Annotated in this window: 7 protein-coding genes; 3 read left to right on the forward strand and 4 right to left on the reverse strand. The window is 59.9% G+C overall.

Annotated elements, in window-relative coordinates:
* Positions 1–5: 5 nt before the first annotated feature.
* Positions 6–3,395 (reverse strand): mechanosensitive channel MscK, encoded by a 3,390-nt coding sequence (gene mscK / locus PI739_RS08225; protein WP_003432039.1) that lies wholly within the window; start codon positions 3,393–3,395, stop codon positions 6–8.
* A 38-nt stretch (positions 3,396–3,433) separates the two neighbouring features.
* Positions 3,434–5,176: a potassium/proton antiporter gene (locus tag PI739_RS08230; RefSeq protein ID WP_003432036.1), complete on the reverse strand. Its 1,743-nt coding sequence runs from the start codon at positions 5,174–5,176 to the stop codon at positions 3,434–3,436.
* A 250-nt stretch (positions 5,177–5,426) separates the two neighbouring features.
* On the opposite strand from PI739_RS08230, the gene PI739_RS08235 reads away from it, so the two are divergent.
* On the forward strand, positions 5,427–8,555 hold the full coding sequence (locus tag PI739_RS08235; RefSeq protein WP_271351689.1) for a dermonecrotic toxin domain-containing protein: 3,129 nt from the start codon (positions 5,427–5,429) through the stop codon (positions 8,553–8,555).
* Between the two features lie 103 nt (positions 8,556–8,658).
* Positions 8,659–11,280 (forward strand): dermonecrotic toxin domain-containing protein, encoded by a 2,622-nt coding sequence (locus PI739_RS08240; RefSeq protein ID WP_054081285.1) that lies wholly within the window; start codon positions 8,659–8,661, stop codon positions 11,278–11,280.
* Between the two features lie 22 nt (positions 11,281–11,302).
* Here the strand turns inward: PI739_RS08240 and PI739_RS08245 are convergent, their stop codons facing one another.
* Positions 11,303–13,105, reverse strand: coding sequence for an acyl-CoA dehydrogenase (locus PI739_RS08245; protein WP_054081286.1), 1,803 nt, complete (start codon positions 13,103–13,105; stop codon positions 11,303–11,305).
* A 226-nt stretch (positions 13,106–13,331) separates the two neighbouring features.
* Positions 13,332–17,288 (reverse strand): trifunctional transcriptional regulator/proline dehydrogenase/L-glutamate gamma-semialdehyde dehydrogenase, encoded by a 3,957-nt coding sequence (putA, locus tag PI739_RS08250; protein ID WP_054081287.1) that lies wholly within the window; start codon positions 17,286–17,288, stop codon positions 13,332–13,334.
* Positions 17,289–17,736: 448 nt separating this feature from the next.
* Here putA and putP point away from each other — a divergent pair, with 448 nt between their 5' ends.
* The gene (gene putP, locus PI739_RS08255; RefSeq protein WP_003366196.1) at positions 17,737–19,224 is read left to right on the forward strand and encodes a sodium/proline symporter PutP; all 1,488 of its coding nucleotides are present in this window, start codon (positions 17,737–17,739) and stop codon (positions 19,222–19,224) included.
* Positions 19,225–19,252: the final 28 nt, after the last annotated feature.

A 19,252-nucleotide genomic window follows, 5' to 3' on the forward strand; every position in this document is an offset into this window, starting at 1 on the left:
TATTCTCAATCCAGCCGCAACTCCGGCGGCTCGGGCGCATCCTTGGTCGCCGGGGTTACGGTAGTGTTCACCGGCTGCAGGGTGGTTTTTCCGGTCGGCGCATTGCCCTTGTCGCTTGGCTCTGCGGGCACCAGTTTGTATTCCAGGCCCTGGGTGTTCTTGAGGTAGATCTCCATCTGGCGGAACGAGATGTTGATGTGCTGCTTCTTGAACTCGCGATTGATGAAGCGGTTGATCTCGTCGAGTACCGGGTTGCGGTCGCCCAGGTCGCGTACGTGCATGCGCAGTTCGTGGTCGAGGGTACTTTCGCCGAAGTTCAGGAAGTAGACGATCGGCTCTGGTTCCTTGAGCACCCGAGGGTTTTCCCGGGCGGCTTGCAGCAGCAGGGAGCGTACCAGGTCCAGGTCCGAGCCGTAATCCACGCCCAGCTTGAGGGTTACGCGGGTAACGGTGTCGGTCAGCGACCAGTTGATGAGCTGGCCGGTGATGAAAGTCTTGTTCGGGACGATGATGTCCTTGCGGTCGAAGTCGGTGATGGTCGTGGCACGGATGCGGATCTTGCTGACCGTCCCCGACAGAGCGCCGATGGTGATGGTGTCGCCGATCCGCACCGGACGTTCGAAGAGGATCATGATGCCGGAGATGAAGTTGGCGAAGATTTCCTGCATGCCGAAGCCCAGACCCACCGACAGCGCTGCGACCAGCCACTGCAATTTGTCCCAGCTCACGCCCAGCGTCGACAGCGTGGTGACGAAGCCGACACCGGCGATGGTGTACGACAGCAGCGTGGTTGTCGCGTAGGCACTGCCCTGCGCTAGGTTCATGCGTGACAGCACCAGCACTTCCAGCAGGCCGGGCAGGTTGCCGGCGAGCACGAAGGTGATGACGATGATCACCCCAGCGCCGAGGAAGTCGCTCAGGCTGATCGGCACCATGCTCATGTTGGCACCGGTGCCGCTGGTGTATTCGTAGAGAATGATGTTATCGAGATAGGCGAACACAGTGATCAGCTCGGCCCAGACCAGGTACAGCGCGCCGACGAATCCGGCCAGCAGGGCCAGGCGAATCAGGCGCAGCGACTGCTGGTTGACCTGTTCGATGTCCAGCTTGGGTTCTTCGACCGGAATGTCGCTGTCGCCGTTTTCTCTGGCTGCCTGACGCTTGGCCAGCGCGCGCTGATAGGCCAGACGCCGGGCGGCCACGCTCAGGCCGCGGACGAACGTCGCCTCGACCATCAGCCAGATCATCATCAGGTACAGAGTGTCGATCAGACGGTCGCTGAGCTTGAGCGCGGTGTAGTAGTAGCCAAAGCAAACCGCCAGGAAGAGCGCGACCGGCAATGCCGTGAACACCACGCCGACGGTTTTGCGGAACAGTGAGGCATTGTGATGCGTGGGGCTTGAGATCAGCAGGCGACCGAGCAGCCAGGTCATCAGGGCGTAACAGGTCAGCACCACGCCGATCCCCAGCACGTCGTCGGCCAGTGCGGCAGGCTGGTGTTCAGCAACGGCCACCACCGCCACCAGGGCCAGAACGACCAGCCCCAGGCGTCGCACCCAGCCACGCAGGAATTCGACCTGCGCTGTTTCCCAGCGGAAGTGCAGTTGCGCAACACCTGACGGGGCGAGCACGCGGTAGGCGGTGTAGAACACCAGCCAGGCGAGGGCGATCTGCAGCAAGGCCTCGCCGAGGTTGGCGTTTTGACCGCGGGCGTCGATCTGCAGCGCGTAGCCGCACAGCGCCAGCCCCAGCGCGACGGGCATGGCCAGCAGCACGTTGATCAGCAGTGCCAGCGGCGTCTTCCATTGACTGTCACGTTTGAAGTGACCGATGTCGGCGTGCAGGCGATTGAGCTTCTGATACAGCGCCTTGCGCCTCCAGGTCAGTATGCCGATCAACAGCAGCAAGGGCAGGAACAGCAGCGGACGCTGAGTCAGGCCGTCTGACAGTTCGCTGAGGCTGGACGTCCATGGCAGGGTGGCGACCTGCTTTTGCAGGCGCGGCCAGATATTCTGAAACCATTCCACGTCCAGCGGCTTGTTGCTGGGGATCCAGAACATCTGCTCGTCGAGTGTGGCGCGCAGCCCCTGAGCGGTACTGGTCAGCTGCTTCTGATTCAGCTGTAGCGTGATGGACTCGTTGAGCAACGCGCTCAGCTCGCGATTGAGCCGCTCAAGCAAGTCACTGCGAGTGATGGCCAGGTCCAGCAGCGTCCGGCGCAGTTGTGGGGTGACGTTTTCAGGCGGCTGGGTAGCCAGGAGCTTTTCGACGTAAGCGGTCGGCGTGCTCATCTGTTCGCGTTGCTGGTTGATGTCGAACTGATACAGACGAATGTTGGCGATTTCGTCGGCCAGCCCCTTGTCCAGCTCCAGATGCGGCAACGCCTGCTTCTGCTTGTAGAGAATCTTGGACAGCAGCAGGCTGCCGCTCAGCACGTTGATCTGCTCGCTGAGGGCTTGATCGGTCTGGGTCAGGTTGTCCAGTTGCTGCTTGGTCTTGAGGTTCTGCTGGGTCAGCTCGTTGAGGCGATCGGTGCCGCGCAACAGGTAGTCCGACAGCTTGAGGTTGGCGGCGCTTTCGGTCGCCAGCAGGCTGCTGCCACCGGACTTTTGCGCTTCCAGAGACAGATCGGCGACCGTTTTTTGCGACTGGGCACGACGCTTGTCGTTGATCAGGGTCTGCAGGTCCTGAATTTCCTGCTCCTGACGCGCCACCTTCTCGGTCAGCAAGTCGTGCTGGCTGTTGCCCAGGTCCTGCAACTGGCTGTTGCCGGCCAGTTCCTGACGGCGCAGCAGGTTGAGGGCGTTGATCGAGGCCAGTTCTGCATTGAGCAGGTTGCGCTGGTCGGCGCTCAGGGTCTTGCCGTTGTCCTTGCCATTCTTGAGGATGGCGTTGATCTGCTGAATGCGCGTCTGATTGGCGCTGATTTCAGTCTGGGCGCGCTCAGGCCGGGTCTGCGCGGTAATGGCCAGACTGTTGGCGTCGTTGAGTTCGCTCTGCAGATCACTCTGCTGGGTGCTGCGCTGACTGAGCAGTTGCTCCAGCTGCGGCACGTCGAGGCCGCCATAGCGCTGGGCCACGGGCACCACTTTGCTTTCTTTCAGGCGGGCCAGTTCACGCTGGTTTTCCGAAGTCTGTTTTGGCGCCTGGGCGAGCTGCTGTTTGAGCGCTTCGAGCTTCTGCTCGCTGTCCTGCTTGCTGTTCAGAAACGCCAGTGTCTGCTCGAGGACCTGCTGCAGTGCCTTTTGCTCGGCGTCAGGCAGCTTGCGGTCGGCAATCTTGTCGAGGCTTTGCTGAACAGCGTCGCTGCTGGGCGGGTCGGCGGCGAGCGCCGGGAAAGAAGACAGGCAGAGCGCAAACAGTGCGGCAGCACAAAAGGAACGCAGGGAAAACATAGACACCGGTCGCATGATGATACGTGTGGGTTGGCAGTTTAAAGGAACAGTCCGGGGCCCGGGCGGGTTCCTTCGGGGAATTTGACGCCCACTTTCTGGATCTTGTTCCCGTCCATGACGGCAACGGTCCAAATAGTTCCATTCCATTCAACCTGGTCGCCCACCACCGGCTCGCCACGGTTCTTCTGCACGATGAACTGGCTGAGTGGCATTCCTGGGTCGATGCCGTCGAGTTTCAGGCCATAAAGGGCCGCCACTTCACCCAGCCTTGCGTCGCCTTCGAGCACGAAGTCGCCGAAGAAACGCAGGTCCAGCCCACGCTGCGGTGCCTGGCTGAACAATTTGCCCAGCGCCGGAAGGTCGTGTTCGTGGCCGATCACACACAGCAGATCACCCACTTCCAGTGTCGTACTGCCGGACGGATGGAGCAGTTGCTGGCCGCGGAACAGTGCCGCGATACGCGTGCCTTCCGGCATCTTCAGTTCGCGCAGTGCTGCACCGATGCACCACTTTTCGGCGCCCAGGCGGTAGACGAACAGCTCCCATTCGCTGGTGACGTGTACCTCCAGCGCGGCTCGGGAAATCGGTGCGGGATCAGGCGGAACCGTCACTTTCAGCAATTTGGCCATCCACGGCAGGCTGGTGCCTTGCAGCAACAGCGAAACCAGTACGATAAAGAACGCCAGGTTGAAGTACAGCTGCGCATTGGGCAGGCCGGCCATCAGCGGGAACACCGCGAGGATGATCGGTACCGCGCCGCGCAGGCCGACCCAGGCGATAAAGGCTTTTTCGCGGCCATGGAAGGCCTTGAACGGCAGCAGGCCGACCATCACCGACAGCGGGCGTGCCACCAGAATCATCCACAGCGCCAGGCCCAGCGCCGGAATCGCAATCGGCAGCAGATCGTGTGGCGTGACCAGCAGGCCCAGCACCAGAAACATGCCGATCTGCGCCAGCCAGGCCATGCCATCGAGCATATGCAGGATGCCGTGGCGGCTGCGAATCGGCCGGTTGCCGAGCACCAGACCGCACAGGTAGACCGCGAGAAAACCGCTGCCGTGGATAGCGTTGGTCAGGGCGAAGATCGCCAGGCCGCCGGCAATCACCAGAATTGGGTAGAGGCCGGCCGCCAGATTGATGCGGTTGACCAGTTGCAGGAGGATCCAGCCGCCGCCCAGGCCGATGAAGCTGCCGATACCGAATTCCTGGATCAGGTGCCCCAGCAGCCCCCAGTGCAACCCGGTCTGCCCGCTGGCGAGCATGCCGATCAGGGTAACGGTCAGGAACACCGCCATGGGGTCGTTGCTGCCCGACTCGATCTCGAGGCTGGCGGTAACGCGCTCGTTCAAGCCTTTGCCGCCCAGCAGGGAGAACACCGCCGCGGCGTCTGTGGAGCCGACGATCGCGCCGATCAACAGGCCCTGAATGACGCTGAGATTGAACAGCCAGGCAGCCACCATGCCGGTCAGTACGGTGGTGATCAGCACGCCCACCGTTGCCAGCGACAAGGCAGGCCACAGCGCAACCCGGAAACTGGCCACCCGCGTTCGCAGCCCGCCATCGAGCAGGATCACCGCCAGCGCAAGGTTGCCGACCAGGTAAGCGGTCGCGTAGTTGTCGAAGATGATCCCGCCGCCATCGACGCCTGCCACCATGCCCACCGCGAGGATGATGACCAGAATAGGAATGCCGAGGCGCGACGAAAGAGAACTGACCAGGATGCTTGCGGCTACCAGCAACGCGCCGATCAGGAACAGGCTGTTGATGGTGGTGGCGTCCAAGGGCGGTACTCCGTAGAAAACTGAATTGAAGCGAGAGGGGCGAAAACTGACCATGCAGTCCGCGTGCCAAGGGATTTAACCTGTTGAATTGCTTGGCTGTCAAAGAGCAATTTCGAGCGATTGACCCAGACCGGCATTCCCGGGCTCACGATTGGTTGCAGTCCAGCGGCTGACATATACCTATATACCGCAGACCAGGCCTTCTTGCTCCCTACTGTAGGCGCTCCAACCATCAAGCAGGTTTTTCATCATGGACGATGAGTTTGCAGCACATTACGACTTCGACGATGACAATAGGGATGGCGGTGATGACCCTGACGCAGAGTTCTGGGCGCGGGTGCGCGATGACTATTCGGTCAGCGATTACTTCCGCCTCAACCCGATCGCCCTGCAGTCACCTGCCGCCCTTGCTGCGCGGGATGTGGCCCAGGCATGCCAGTCGAGATGGGGTGTCGAGATCGATCCGGACGACACCCTGATCGTCACGCTGTATATCGAAGACCCTAAGCTCTATCCCGCCCCTCATCGCGCCAATGTCGCTCACTCGATGACGCTGACCGAGGCGCTGCTGCGCAACTGGCAGCAAAAGGGCAATGGCGACTGGTTTGATCACCTCGGGCATTTGCAGCCCCATCATGATGACGGTCTCGACTGTCAGAGAGTGGATAAAAAACTGCCGCCCTATGACTGCGTCGCTTATGAAGCGGTGTACCGCAAATCCGATCCGCAGCATTACGATTCGACGACGCAACTTCGCCTGACTGCCGAGGCGTTCAAGCAGTACATCTGGGATCACAACCTGCAAGCCGGTTATCTCGCCTACCTGAATCAGTTCTGGCAGGCGCATGCCAAAGACTACAACCTGATGCTCAAGGCCGGTCTGTTCAGGGCGGCCTGGCTGCAAGCTGAGGAAAACACGCTCAAGGCCGAGCACAAGGACATGGTGCTGGAGGCGCTCGGGCTGCCCGCCGATCAGGGTTGGAAAGAGCTGAGCTTCGACGCTTTTGTCGCCGCGCCGATTTCCACTCGCGTGACAATTTCCGAATTGCAGGTGCACGGCTACAGCGCCGTGGACATCATGGTCATCCGCAGTGCCGATTCGCCAACCGTGCTGCTCTACATCCCCGGCAACTCGTCACCCATTCATACCTTCGCCAACGCCGATGCGCTCAAGGACTGGGTCGCGCTGATGTGCAAGGATCCAGGCAAGCGCCGGTCTTTAGAGGGGCATTTCAGTGCCACGGATGACGTCGATGGCTTTTTCTACAGTGGTGTTGCCACCGCCCTCCGAGGCTTCGCTGTCTACCCGAAGCTGCTGGACGCCGCGACCGGTGCGTGGAACCCGCGCAGACTGGTGCAGTTTGGCGAACCGCTGCAGCCCTGGCCGTTCTCGCACTTCAAGGATCGGATCAAGGCAAAGTCCGAAACCGATGCGCTGCAAAAAATCCGCAACCACGACGACTACTGGAAAGAGGAAGTCAGCAGTGGCTTGAGCGAGTGTGTGTCTGTTCTGGGCGGCGTCGCCATCGTCTTTCCCGAGCTTATGCCCGTGATTGCGGGACTGTCTCTCGCGCTGGTGGGGCTTGGCGTCGATGCGGCAGTCAATGGTCGCACGCTCGAAGAGCGCCAGGCCGGGCTTGGGCGGATTGCCTTTGGCGTTTTGAACGCGTTGCCGATCCTTGCCGAGGGGGGCACTGCGGTCGAGGCTGGCGCTGAAACCGGACTGATTGATGAGGCGCGAGGCGATTATGAGGTTTTCGACCCCTCAACAACCGACCCGGCTATAGAAGTCGGGCCGCTTCCGGTATTCAGGGAAGAGCCGCGTGCCTTGCGTTCGCTCAATGCCAAAATGCGCCGCCTGTTGCGCGCGCTGGAAGTGACTCAAGACCTGCCGGGACTGGCGTCGGGCGAAGTGGCAGGTATCTATCCGCTGCAAGGCAAAAGTTACATCGAACTGCATGATCAGGCTTTTCGGGTCGAGTGGGTGCCACAGGAAAAACAGTACCGGATTCGCTCTGATTCTGATCCGCGTGTCTGGGGACCCTACGTGAAGACTATTGACACCGGCTATTGGGATCTTGACCTCAAGCTCGGGTTGCGTGGCGGGGAAAGCTTTGACGGCTCGCGATTGCCGCCGGCCAGTGAGGCAGAGAGCGCCGTGGTGGCGGTCGTGCCTGAAGAACCAGCCGTCGAGATTCAGCGCTGGGGCCCCAAGGTGCAGGTCGAGGTGCCACTGGATCAGATCATGGTCGAGGAAGTACTGAGCCAGGCAAAAGGAACGGTCGTAGAGAAGTACTTCATTCAGATCGGGGGGATCAGGAAGAACGTGTATTACGATGCCGATATTCCATGCTGGCGCACTGATCCGTCTTCAAACGGCCTGGTCTGGCTGGACCGCAACGGAGTCTGGAACAGCGGGTCGGAGGATGCATTCAGGAAGGTGGAGGCAAAACTGCCACAGAGCCGCCGCTTCGAGATCTTTTCTTTCCCCCGCGTGCCCAGGTTGCCTTCAGATGCCGAGCCCATCAGCCGTGTGATTCATCATATATGGCTGGGCGAACGCATGCCGGGCGATAACCTGCTGGAACGGATGCTCGACAACATGCGCACCAGCCCGGACTTGCGCTTCGAACTGCATATCGATATCAACCACCCGACGGCGCATCAGCAATTGCTGGATTACTTCAGCGCACATCCACAGATGCGGATTTCCAGGCTCAAGGAAGAAGCGTTCTTTCCCACGTTCCTGAGTGGTGAAAATGGCGAAGCCTTCAACTATTTCATGCACTCGGATAATCGTAATTATGCGGCCGCTTCGGACATTCTGCGTTATCGACTGATCAACGAATACGGCGGCATTTATCTTGATTGCGATGACACCATTGATGTCCCTTTTGCAGGCATTCCGTTGAAGGCCGGGCCCAATGATGTATTGCTGGGCAGGCGTCTGGATGCGCCGCAATTAAGTTACAACGGGCCGGGTAACAGCCATTTCGCCAGCCACCCGGACAACCCGGTCCTGAAGAGGATCCTGAAAGAAATAAATACGCGTTTCCAGAATGAAAAACAGACCAACAAGGCGTTTTTCAGTACACGCAGACCCTTCATCGACCACAGCAGCGAAGCCTTGCGTAGCGCCTCTAGAGACCGAATGACACCGTACATGACGCGCATTTCCGACCTGACCGGTCCCAAACTCATGTCAGACGTCTTGAGAAAGCTGCGACCTGACTATTTTGATCTGCTGGAGCGTTCCTATTTGCCGGTCGATGAGGTCTTGTCCGTGTTGTACATCGAACACCTGAACGAGGCCGTGGACTTTTATTTTCCATTCAAGGGCAGGGCGAAAATTTCCCCGGGCTCCGAGAATGGTTGGTAAGGCTTCAGTGTTTGCAGCGTCAGGTGAGGGTGATAGATAGTTAGCGCCACCAACACGCTTATGAATGATTACGTGCATGACTTCTCTCTTACAGGAAGACGTCATGGCACCTACCCCCCTGGAAACATCCAAAACCGACCAGCAACTGCTGCGTGCACGTGCGCAGCAGTTCGTTCTCGATTATCCCGATCTTTACGATCTGGCCCATACCGCCGCCAGCAGGATCATTCTTCAGCACACCCAGCGCGTGTTCGCCCCGGAGCAGGTGTATTGGCATCGTTTCAGCAGTGCCAGCAGCAGTCCGCGCACGTTTACCGGCTGGCAGCATTCCGGAACGCCGGAGCAGTCGATGACCTTTATCGAGCTGCTCATGCGGCACTTCAGCGCCCACGATCAGGAAGCCAGCGACGAGCTTTCCTTGTATGGCGGTTTCTATACCGATGGCCCGGATCACGGGGTTTTCGACGAGCGCAATGAGGTGCCCATGCTCCCTCAGGACGTGCTCAAAGACATGTGGACGCTTGATTTCAGCGCGCAGTACACCCGCCGTATGGAGCGTTTCTGGAGCCTGCACAGCGAGAACTTTTGCACCCTGGTCAAGGCACGCTATCTGGTTGCCGCCAGTCACTGTCTGCGCAAGGGCCATCTTTCAGCCGACGATTTCAAGCACGTTACGTGCGTTATCACCGCAGACCCTTTGCAGACCCCTACGCTTAAGGCGTTGCAGAGCCCGCTTCCCTCAACCCCCGGTGTCGCGGTACACACGCTGGATATCGATGGCATCAAGGCCCATGACATGTTGCGTATTGTCACCGCCGCTGGCCGAGAGATCATCTACTGGCCTGATGCCGAGCAGCCTTTCATGGCGTTCGACAGTGAGCGTGCGGTGTACCGCTGGCTCAAGACCCGGTTTATGGACGAGCACGCAGACAAGGCGATAACCCGCCAGTTTCTGCGTGGGGAGGCGTCGCGGACAAAGGACGGTGAGCGGTTCTTTCGTGCGGTGAGCCAGTTGCTCACGCACGATTGGCGTGCCAACGTTCGACTCGTCAATCTGGTGCAGGCGCCTATTGCGGGCGACCCCTTCGTGTATCTGCGAGACGTCGCCCGTCAGGGAATGGCCGCCGATGCGCGTGAACTGCTGACCTCCAATGCTGATCTGCGCAAGCAGATGTGGATCGGCTACCTGGGTGCTTTCATGCAGGCGTTTGGCGGGCTCGCGCCGCTGGGTTGGCCGATCGCCTTGACGCTGGTTGGCGCAAGCCTCGCCAATACCGGTTTGAACATCGATCAGGCGCTCAATGGCAAAACCGTAGCACAGCGCAAGGCGGGCGTGCTGGGCGCGATCATCAACATCATTTATCTGCTGTTCAATCTGCCGCTTTTAATGTCCATACGTGCGGTCCCCCAGCCTGTGCCGGTGGCCGCAACCGAAGGCCAGCCGGTCTCCAGCGAGGTAATTGAAGGCGGCAGCGCGTCGGCCCATGCGCTGGACAATATGGAGGGTAACCTGCTGCTCGACAGCCTTACGCCTTCAGTCGCAGAGGGCCGGTTTCGTGGCATCTACACACTGGGTAATGGCGAAACCTGGATCAAGCTTGCACAACTGCCTTATCGCGTGATGTTCAACGAATTGCAGCAGTGCTGGTTTATCGTCAACCCGGACAATCCTTTTGCATTCGCAGGCAGCAAGCCGGTGCGCCTGAGTGCCGACGGGGAGTGGACGTTACTTGACTCGCCTGGTCTGCAGGGCGGTGCCCCGATGGATGTGCAGGTGCCGTCAAGCAGTACATCCGCCGCGACGGGCAAACCTTATGTGACCGTGCACTCGGCGTTTTGGGACACGTACCTGCAAACGGACCTGTTCAATGAGCAACACTATGCCGAAATGGCCTTGGCCCGGCAGAAAGACGTGATGACGATTTGGGAGCCAGGCCCTGAAGATACGGCCATGTCGGATTCTTCACCCGAAGGCGATGAGGTCTACAAGGACCCTTGGCATGGCAAACATCGGGTTTTCAAGCTTGGTGAGGACGACTACTGCGGAAGAAATATCATGCTTTATACCCAGGACTATTCTGAATTCAATCGGTTCCTGCGTACGGGCGAGAGCAATAAGGCCAATCAGGTGCGACTCATTGAACGACTGGCCGAGGACATTCAGGTGGTGGGGTACAACAATGATGTCGAGTTGTACCGAGGCGGCAGCGGTGATCGCGGGACTTCGGGTGCCGTGTTCCGTAGCGGTCAGATCAGGGTCGGTGATGTGCTGGTGAATACTGATGTCACCTCGTTCAGCGAAAATCCCTACGTGGTCAGCGCCTTCGCCAGCAGTCGGGTCGGTGCACCCGCTAACGCCATGATCGGGCCGGTAACCTTCGATGACACCTCGGTGGTCTTCGTTTTGCCCAAGGGCCGATACCTACGGGCGACACCGATTGCGCCGTTTTCAGCCTCTCCCGAAGAGGCCGAATCGATCTTTTTGCCCGGCTGCTACTTTCAGATCGACAGCATCGAAGAGGTGAGCGGCGAGTTTTACCGCATTATGAAAATCCAGATGCAGGAGGTCGATCGCCCTCATCCGGGGCGCGGGCTTTACGACATGCGCACGGGCGAGCCCTTCAGTCGGGAGCAGTACGCGCGCAAGCTGGGCGCAGACGCCAGGGTACTGGTCGATCGTTTTTTTCCGCAAAACCCGCTGACTGACCTGTTTAGCCTTCATTGATCAAGCGTGCGCCCTGGTTTATTTAAAACCAGTCGTCGCGCATTGCCAGGCAAGTGTCATCGCGGTTTTCCAGAATGGCCAATTCATGATGGCAGCCCGGTACTTCCCACGTCAGGAAGTATCGGGCGGCTTGCAGCTTGCCTCGGTAAAAGTCGTTGTCGGCCTGATTGCCGCTAATCAAGCCTTCTTCTGCACGGATCGCCTGTTCGAGCCATCGCCAACCTACTACCGTGTGGCCGAATGCCTTGAGGTACAGCGCCGAATTGGCCAGTGTGCTGGTGATTCTGCCCTGGGCCAGATCGGTCAACAGCCCGAGGGTGACGGCCTGCACGCGTGCGACCAGTTGCTGCAGGGGCTGGCGCAATTCGTCGAGTGCTTGATGGGTCTGGGCACGTTCGCAGGTCGCCGAGATCAGGCGCAGCAGTTGCTTGAGGCCGGTGCCGCCATTCTGCGCCAGCTTGCGGCCAAGCAGGTCGAGCGACTGGATGCCGTGAGTACCTTCATGGATCGCATTGAGGCGGTTATCCCGGTAATACTGCTCGACCGGGTATTCGCGGGTGTAGCCGTGGCCGCCCAGGACTTGAATCGCCAGTTCGTTGGCCTTCAGACAGAACTCCGACGGCCACGACTTGACCACCGGGGTCAGCAGGTCCAGCAGTTCGTGCGCGTGCTTGCGATCGTCTTCGGTTTCGCCGGTCTGCGTGTCATCGAACAGTCGCGAGGCGTAGAGGCACAGGTCAAACGCGCCTTCCACGTAGGCTTTCTGGGTCAGCAGCATGCGCCGCACGTCTGCATGTTCAATGATGGATACTGGCTTGCTGTCCGGGCTTTTACTGTCCGGCAAGCGTCCTTGCGGCCGCTCGCGGGCATACTCCAGTGAGTACAGGTAGCCGGAATAACCCAGCATTGCCGCACCGAGCCCGACGCCAATACGCGCTTCGTTCATCATCTGGAACATGTAATTCAGGCCATGATGAGGTTTGCCCACCAGATAGCCGACACACTCACCGTTATCGCCGAAATTCAGCGCGGTGGAGGTAGTACCTTTCCAGCCCATCTTGTGAAACAGGCCTGCCAGCAGCACATCGTTGCGCTTGCCGAGGCTGCCGTCATCGTTGACCAGAAACTTGGGCACGATGAACAGCGAGATACCTTTGACCCCGCCCGGCGCGTCCGGCAGTTTCGCCAGGACCATGTGCACAATGTTCTCCGACAGCGAATGATCCCCGCAGGAAATGAATATCTTGTTGCCACGCAGCCGATAAGTGCCGTCGCCTGCCGGCTCGGCGCGTGTGCGGATATCTGACAGCGACGAGCCGGCATGTGGCTCGGTGAGCGCCATGGTGCCGAAGAAGCGTCCTTCGATCATCGGTTGCAGAAAACGCTGCTTCTGCTCGTCGTCGGCAAAGCTCTCGATCAGATTGGCGGCGCCCATCGTCAGAAACGGATACGACGTGGTGCCGACATTGGCCGCCTGAAAGTGGGCAAAACAGGCTTGCGACAGCAGGGTAGGCAACTGCATGCCGCCTGCGTCGAAATCGCGTGATGCATTGAGAAAGCCGGCCTCGAGAAACGCGTTTATCGCGGGCTTGACCTCAGGAATCAGGATCGCTTCGCCATTTTCATAGCGCGGCTCGTTTTCGTCAGCCTTGCGGTTGTGCGGTGCAAAGTACTTTTCTGCAATGGCGCGCGCCGTTCCCAGCGCCGCATCAAAGGTTTCCCGCGAGTGCTCGGCAAAGCGCTCGCGACGCGTCAGACCTTCGGCGTCCAGCACTTCATACAGCTCGAAAGCCAGATTTCGGGAACTGAGCAGCGACTCGGACATGATGACGTACCTGTTCTTGGAATGGCTCAAGTCTAGGTCGGGTTGAGGGGGGAGGGTAGCAAGATTGATTCGGGTGATGGTCGAGCGTGTGCATGGGGTATCGAGAGCGGACGCGGAGGGTCCAGAGCATGGGAACGGTCGGTGTCTTTCCGACACCTCTCGTTCCGCACGCTCCGGCGTGGGAATGCCGTTCTTGACGCGCTGCGTCATCTGTTACCGAGCGGCATCAGCCGATCGTCATCAGGCTCGCATTGCCACCCGCCGCCGCGGTGTTGACGCTCAATGCCCGCTCGATCACCAGACGTTCCAGCGGCACGTTGGTTTCGCCGTGGGACAGGCCATTGACGCCGACGATGGCACCACTGCGTTGTGCGATCTGCTGGCAGACGGCACGTAGCTGGTCGGAGTCGCCGTGGTGCAGGACGGCGTCGAAGTTGACGTCGTCCTTGGCCCAGTCAGGTACCAGTTTGATGCGCGCCTGAACGTCCTTCGGCAGGCGAGCGCGTAGTGACTTGCTGATGTCGGTCTCCGGCCACACGGCAGAGCTGCCGACCGCCAGTACGGCTGCCAGTTGAATCATCAGGTCGTTCTCGTCGTCAGCCAGGCAAAGCACATGCTCACGCGGCAGGATCGCGTAGCTGTTGCGTTCGCCGGTCGGGCCAGCCAACTGGCGAGTGATGCCGCTTTGTGATTGCTCGGCGTATTGACTGCACAGGGCATCCAGATCGCTTTGCTGGTTGCTGGCAGCCCAGGCTTTCAGTGCCTGCAACGGCTTGCCGAAGACTTCACGCAGACGGGTATCCGGTGCAGACAGCGCGTCGCTACGGATGAACGATTTCTCGATAGCATCCTGCGGGCGCGTCGACAGCAGGCGATACAGGTACAACGGGCCGCCTGCTTTGGGACCGGTGCCGGACAGACCTTCGCCGCCGAATGGCTGAACACCCACCACTGCGCCGACGATGTTGCGGTTGACATAGACGTTGCCGGCATTGACGTTGTCGATGACCTTGGCAATGGTTTCGTCGATGCGGGTGTGCACGCCCAGGGTCAGGCCATAACCGGAGGCATTGATCTGATCGATCAGCAGGCCAAGCTCCTTGCGCTTGTAGCGCACCACGTGCAGCACCGGACCGAAGATTTCACGTTGCAGCTCATCGAAGCTTTCCAGCTCGATCAGGGTCGGCATCACATAAGTGCCGCGCTTGAGTTCGGCGCTGTCGGCGATGGCCACCTGGTAAACCGTGCGGCCCTTGTCGCGCATGGCCTGGATGTGTTTTTCGATACCTGCCTTGGCCTCTGCGTTGATGACCGGGCCGATGTCCACGGACAGGCGCTCCGGATTACCGAGGCGGTTCTCGGCCATCGCGCCCTTGAGCATTTCAATGACGCGGTCGGCAGAGTCTTCCTGCAGGCACAGCACGCGCAGTGCCGAGCAGCGTTGACCGGCGCTGTCGAATGCCGAAGACACCACGTCGATCACCACCTGTTCGGTCAGCGCCGAAGAGTCGACAATCATTGCGTTCTGGCCACCGGTTTCGGCGATCAGCGGAATGGGGCGACCCTGCGAGTCGAGGCGACCTGCCACGTTGCGCTGCAGCAGGCGGGCGACCTCGGTCGAGCCGGTGAACATGACACCTTTGACGCGTTCGTCGCCGACCAGCCCTGCGCCTACGGTTTCGCCACGACCGGGCAGCAATTGCACCACGCCTTCCGGGATGCCCGCTTCAAGCAGCAGACGTAAGGCCTGCGCGGCGATCAGTGGTGTCTGCTCGGCAGGTTTGGCCAGCACCGGGTTACCTGCGGCCAATGCAGCCGCCACCTGACCACTGAAAATCGCCAGCGGGAAATTCCACGGGCTGATACAGACCACCGGCCCCAGCGGACGGTGACCGTCGTTGGTGAAGTCGTTGCGCGCCTGCACGGCGTAGTAACGCAGGAAGTCCACGGCTTCGCGCACTTCGGCGATGGCGTTGGCGAAGGTCTTGCCCGCTTCACGGACCAACAGGCCCATCAACGGCTGGATTTCAGCCTCCATCAAGTCTGCGGCACGCTCCAGAATCGCGGCGCGCTCGACAGGCGGGGTAGCCTGCCAGATCGGACCGGCGCTCAAGGCGCACTGGATGGCGTTATCGACATCTTGCAGGGACGCTTCCTGCACATGACCGACCACGTCACGCAGATCCGATGGATTCAACGCAGCACTCAACGTGCCTGCGCTGGCCGGACAGCCCAGCATCGGGGCGGCTTTCCAGTCGTTGTGCGCGGTAGCCAGCAGGGCCGAAGACAGCGACGCCAGACGATGCTCGTTGGCCATGTCGATGCCGCTGGAATTGGCGCGTTCGGTTCCGTAGAGGTCTCGCGGCAGCGGAATGCGTGGATGCGGCAGGCCGAAACCGCCTTCCTGGGTGGCCATGCGTTCGATCTGGCTGACCGGATCGGCGACCAGTTCCTGTATGGAGATGGAGTGGTCGGCAATCCGGTTGACAAACGACGTATTGGCGCCGTTTTCCAGCAGACGACGCACCAGATAGGCCAGCAGTGTTTCATGAGTGCCAACCGGGGCGTACACGCGGCATGGTCGATTCAGTTTGCCGTCGGCGACTTTGCCTACAACCTGTTCATACAACGGCTCGCCCATGCCGTGCAGGCACTGGAACTCGTACTGGCCGGGGTAATAATTCTGACCGGCAATCTGGTAGATGGCCGCCAGGGTATGGGCGTTGTGCGTGGCGAATTGCGGATAGATGACTTCCGGTGCCGCGAGCAGCTTGCGCGCGCAGGCGATGTAGGACACGTCGGTGTACACCTTGCGCGTGTACACCGGATAGCCTTCCAGGCCTTCGACCTGGGCGCGCTTGATCTCGCTGTCCCAGTAAGCGCCCTTGACCAGACGGATCATCAGGCGATGGCGGCTGCGGCGCGCCAGATCGATCACGTAATCGATCACATAAGGGCAGCGCTTCTGGTATGCCTGAATCACGAAACCGATACCGTTCCAGCCGGTGAGCTGTGGTTCGAAACACAGGCGCTCGAGCAGATCCAGCGACAGCTCCAGGCGATCGGCTTCTTCGGCGTCGATGTTCAGGCCGATGTCGTATTGCTTGGCCAGCAGGGTCAGCGACAGCAGGCGCGGGTACAGCTCATCCATCACCCGCTCGTACTGGGCGCGGCTATAGCGTGGATGCAGTGCCGACAGCTTGATGGAAATCCCCGGACCTTCGTAGATGCCGCGGCCGTGTGAGGCTTTGCCGATGGAGTGGATGGCTTGCTCGTAGGACGCGAGGTACTTCTGCGCGTCATGTTCGGTCAGCGCCGCTTCACCCAGCATGTCGTAGGAATAGCGGAAGCCCTTGGCTTCGAAGCGGCTGGCATTGGCGAGGGCTTCACCGATGGTTTCGCCGGTCACGAACTGCTCGCCCATCAGGCGCATGGCCATGTCGACGCCCTTGCGGATCATCGGTTCGCCACTTTTGCCGATAATGCGGCTCAACGAGGACGTGAGGCCCGCCTCATTGTGAGTGGCAACCAGCCTGCCGGTGAGCAGCAGGCCCCAGGTGGCGGCGTTGACGAACAGCGATGGGCTGTTGCCCAGGTGCGGCTGCCAGTTGCCGTTGCTGATCTTGTCGCGAATCAACGCATCGCGGGTGCCCTTGTCGGGAATACGCAGCAGTGCTTCGGCCAGGCACATCAGCGCAACGCCCTCCTGAGAGGACAGTGAAAACTCCTGCAACAGGCCTTGAACGATGCCCGCGCGACCGCCAGCGCTTTTCTGGTTACGCAGTTTTTCCGCGATCGACGCGGCCATCTTGTTGGTGGCTTCGGCAACCGGGGCGCTCAGGCGGGCCTGCTCGAGCAGCATCGGCACCACTTCCTGCTCGGGGCGGCGGTAGGCGGAGGTGATGGCCGCTCGTAATACAGACTGCGGCTGGATGCTTTCGGCAAAATCCAGAAAGCATTGCAGCCCGGCATCTTCTGCCAGCTCACCGCGGTCTTCGTTGTCCTTTGCGCCGGCGGCACTGTTGAGTTCCAACAGGGTTGCACCACTCTCGAGCTTTTCCAGGTAATTGAAAATCGCCTGCTTGATCAACCAGTGCGGCGTGCGGTCGATGGAGTGGGCTGCGGCTTTCAATCGCTCGCGGGTAGGGTCGTCAAGTTTGACGCCAAGAGTGGTGGTGGCCATGTGTTGTCCTCTTTATAGCCACGCAGAAGTGGCATCGGCTTTGGCGCAGATTAGCGTCGGGACGGGGTGAGGTGCAACCGGGTGCAACCCGATTTGGAGAATATTTTGTGAGGTGCCCGGCGAGCGGCTCATAAAAACAGCGCTATGCGCAATGCTGGTGCGCGTTTTTTTGTAAATGGTATTTAAAACGCCCTAAAATGGCGCGTAAATGCACCTGCGTCAGGTTTTTTGTAACAGGTGCAACTTGCGCGATGAAATGGGTTGCACCCTGTTTGGTTTGTTTAATAGGATTCGTTTCCGCGGTGCAACCGCCAGTCATTGATTGCCGATCCTTGCGGAGCGATCAGTCAACGCGGTGTCGGGTGCAAAAGCAGGGATGTGCCGAATATCGGTCGCTATTCCCTTTGGCATCGGGTGCCAACATAAAAACAATGCCAAGGCAGAACTCATGAGTGTCAGCAACCCTACCTTGATCACGTTCGTGATCTATATAGCGGCAATGGTATTGATCGGCTTGATGGCCTATCGCTCTACCAACAACCTTTCGGATTACATCCTCGGCGGACGCAGCCTGGGCAGCGTGGTGACCGCTCTTTCAGCGGGTGCCTCTGACATGAGCGGCTGGCTGTTGATGGGGTTGCCCGGTGCCATCTATATGTCCGGCCTGTCGGAAAGCTGGATCGCCATCGGTCTTATCATCGGTGCCTACCTGAACTGGCTGTTCGTGGCCGGCCGTCTGCGTGTGCAGACAGAGCACAATGGCGACGCACTGACCCTGCCGGATTACTTCAGCAGCCGTTTCGAAGACAACAGTGGCCTGCTGCGCATCATTTCGGCCATCGTGATTCTGGTGTTTTTCACCATCTATTGCGCCTCGGGCATCGTTGCGGGGGCGCGTCTGTTTGAAAGCACCTTCGGCATGTCCTACGAAACCGCCCTGTGGGCCGGTGCTGCGGCGACCATTGCCTACACTTTTGTCGGTGGTTTCCTCGCAGTGAGCTGGACAGACACCGTGCAGGCTACGCTGATGATTTTCGCGCTGATCCTCACGCCGATCATCGTCCTGCTGGCAACGGGCGGCGTCGACACCACCTTTCTGGCGATTGAAGCGAAAGATCCGACCAGCTTCGACATGTTCAAGAACACGACTTTCATCGGCATCATTTCCCTGCTCGGCTGGGGCCTGGGTTATTTCGGTCAGCCACACATCCTCGCGCGCTTCATGGCGGCCGATTCGGTCAAGTCGATTGCCAGCGCCCGACGCATCTCCATGGCCTGGATGATCCTGTGCCTGGGCGGCACCGTGGCGGTCGGGTTCTTCGGCATTGCCTATTTCTCGGCGCATCCGGATGTTGCCGGGCCGGTGACTGAAAACCCGGAGCGGGTGTTCATCGAGCTGGCCAAGCTGCTGTTCAACCCCTGGATTGCCGGCGTGCTGCTATCGGCCATTCTGGCTGCGGTCATGAGTACGCTGAGCTGCCAGTTGCTGGTGTGCTCCAGTGCGTTGACCGAGGACTTCTACAAGGCTTATCTGCGCAAGGGGGCTTCGCAGATCGAGCTGGTCTGGGTCGGTCGGGCAATGGTGCTGCTGATCGCGATCATTGCCATTCTGCTGGCGGCCAATCCTGAAAACCGCGTACTGGGCCTGGTGAGTTACGCCTGGGCCGGTTTCGGCGCAGCCTTCGGCCCTGTGGTGCTGATTTCGGTGCTGTGGAAGGGCATGACTCGTAACGGCGCACTTGCCGGGGTCATTGTTGGTGCGGCCACCGTGGTGCTCTGGAAGCAATTCAGTACGATGGGGCTGTATGAAATCATCCCCGGGTTCATCTTCGCCAGCCTCGCCATCGTGGTGTTCAGCCTGATCGGCAAGCCTGCTTCTGCGTCCATGCAGACCCGTTTCCTGGCAGCCGAGCAGGACTTCAAAGCCAACCGCTGACAGTGTCTGACTGAAACAGAAACGGCCC

This window comes from Pseudomonas cerasi, from assembly GCF_027983475.1.
GTDB lineage: Bacteria > Pseudomonadota > Gammaproteobacteria > Pseudomonadales > Pseudomonadaceae > Aquipseudomonas > Aquipseudomonas cerasi.